The organism is uncultured Rikenella sp. (assembly GCF_910577125.1).
Taxonomy (GTDB): Bacteria; Bacteroidota; Bacteroidia; order Bacteroidales; family Rikenellaceae; genus Rikenella.
In genome coordinates this window covers 1-2,185 of the sequence record NZ_CAJTMN010000178.1, presented here as the reverse complement: position 1 = coordinate 2,185, position 2,185 = coordinate 1, and the positions used below count along the sequence as shown (strand labels likewise).

The window sequence follows — 2,185 nt, the reverse complement described above, 5'->3', positions numbered from 1 at the left end:
GTGCCTTCGGGCACCCCGAAATAGCAGCCTCTACCCCAAAACCGAGGCCGGCGATTCCGCAGGAATCGCGCTACTCGCTCTCAGCCCCGTGTCCGCTTCACTGCGGCTCCGCTTTCGCTCCGCCGCGTTTCGCGCGCCGCCATGACGAAAACGCGTCGGCCGCGCGGGCCCCACGTCCCGTGGACGGGAAATGCTGCGCATTCCCACTTTTCAACTCAGCCCAATTCTCAGCTCGCGCGCCTCACGCGCCGCAAAACGCAAACTTCATTTGCGCGCAACGACGCTGCCCTACCCCAAAAAACGAGCCGCGTTCAGTATCGTACTATGCGATACTGAACGCGGCTCCAATCCGAGAAATCCGGACGGACGACTACATCATGCCGCCCATACCTCCCATGCCTGCCGGCACGGCCGGGGCCGGAGTTTCTTCCTTAATATCGGCCAGCACGCATTCGGTGGTCAGGAACATCGAGGCCACGGAAGCGGCGTTTTCCAAGGCCACACGAGCCACTTTGGTCGGGTCGATAATCCCGGCTTTGAAGAGGTCTTCGTACTGATCGGCACGGGCATTGTACCCGAATGCGCCTTTCCCTTCCTTCACTTTGTTGACCACGACCGAACCTTCGCCGCCGGCATTGGCTACGATTTGGCGCAGCGGCTCTTCGATGGCGCGTTTCACGATGTGAATCCCGGTGGTTTCGTCGTCGTTGTCGCCTTTGAGCTTTTCGAGGGCCTGGACGGCGCGGATATAAGCCACACCGCCACCCGGGATGATCCCTTCGGCAACCGCAGCACGGGTCGCTGCCAGTGCGTCATCGACACGGTCTTTCTTCTCTTTCATTTCAACTTCGGTCGCAGCCCCCACGTAGAGCACCGCTACCCCACCGGCCAATTTGGCCAACCGTTCCTGAAGTTTTTCCTTGTCGTAGTCCGAGGTCGAGGATTCGATCTGTTTCCGAATCTGAGCCACACGATCCTGAATGGCTGCTTTCTTCCCGGAACCGTTGACGATCGTGGTATTTTCTTTAGTCAAGGTCACCTTTTCGGCCGAACCGAGCATGTCGATCGTAGCGGCGTCGAGTTTCAGGCCGGTCTCTTCCGAAATCACGGTTCCGCCGGTCAGGATGGCGATGTCCTGCAACATCTCTTTGCGGCGGTCGCCGAAGCCCGGAGCCTTGACGGCCGCAATCTTCAGCGTGCCGCGCAATTTGTTGAGCACGAGCGACGAAAGAGCTTCGCCGTCGACGTCTTCGGCGATCACGAGCAGGGCGCGACCCGACTGTGCCACCGGTTCGAGCACCGGAAGAAGTTCCTTCATGGTCGAAACTTTCTTGTCGGTGATCAGGATGTACGGTTTTTCGAGGTCGGCTTCCATCTTCTCGGGATCGGTCATGAAGTAGGGAGAGATGTAACCGCGGTCGAACTGCATCCCTTCGACCACATCGACATGGGTTTCAGTCCCTTTGGCTTCTTCGACGGTGATGACGCCCTCTTTCTTCACTTTGCTCATCGCTTCGGCGATCAGCTTCCCGATGGTCGAGTCGTTGTTGGCCGAAATGGTACCGACTTGTTCGATTTTGCTGATGTCGTCACCGACTTTCTGGCTCTGTTTCTGAAGGTCGGCCACGACGGCTGCCACGGCTTTGTCGATCCCGCGCTTCAGATCCATCGGGTTGGCGCCGGCGGTCACGTTCTTGATACCGGTGGTAATAATGGCCTGAGCGAGCACGGTCGCGGTGGTCGTCCCGTCACCGGCGTCGTCGTTGGTCTTCGAGGCGACTTCTTTCACGAGCTGGGCGCCCATATTGGCGACGTTGTCTTCCAGTTCCACTTCCTTGGCTACGCTGACGCCGTCCTTAGTCACCTGCGGAGCGCCGAACTTCTTATCGATCAGTACGTTCCGACCTTTCGGGCCGAGGGTCACTTTCACGGCGTTGGCCAATGCGTCTACGCCGGCTTTCAACTGTTCGCGGGCGTCGGTATCGAATATAATCTGTTTTGCCATCTCTTTAATTGGTTTTATTTCTGAATTCGGTTTGAGGGTACTGTTCTCTTTAACTTCGCTCCGCTCGTTTTCCTCCTCGCCGCTCGGCAATCAGCAAACTGCGTTTGCATTGCTCTCGCTGGCAACGTCGGTTGTGAACAAAGAGAACCAGAAAAACTTTAGAGGATGCTTACGCATCCT

General features: G+C 57.6%; 1 protein-coding gene. It reads right to left on the bottom strand.

The features are described 5' to 3' along the window. Window positions 1–370: 370 nt before the first annotated feature. A complete protein-coding gene (gene groL, locus QZ292_RS10330; RefSeq protein ID WP_294601266.1) occupies window positions 371–2,005 on the bottom strand; it encodes a chaperonin GroEL in 1,635 nt (544 codons plus the stop codon). Window positions 2,006–2,185: the final 180 nt, after the last annotated feature.

What these genes read in the sequence shown, in the direction of transcription:
- groL (WP_294601266.1), bottom strand. Translation starts at nt 2,005, where the DNA reads ATGGCAAAACAGATTATATTCGATACCGACGCCCGCGAACAGTTGAAA.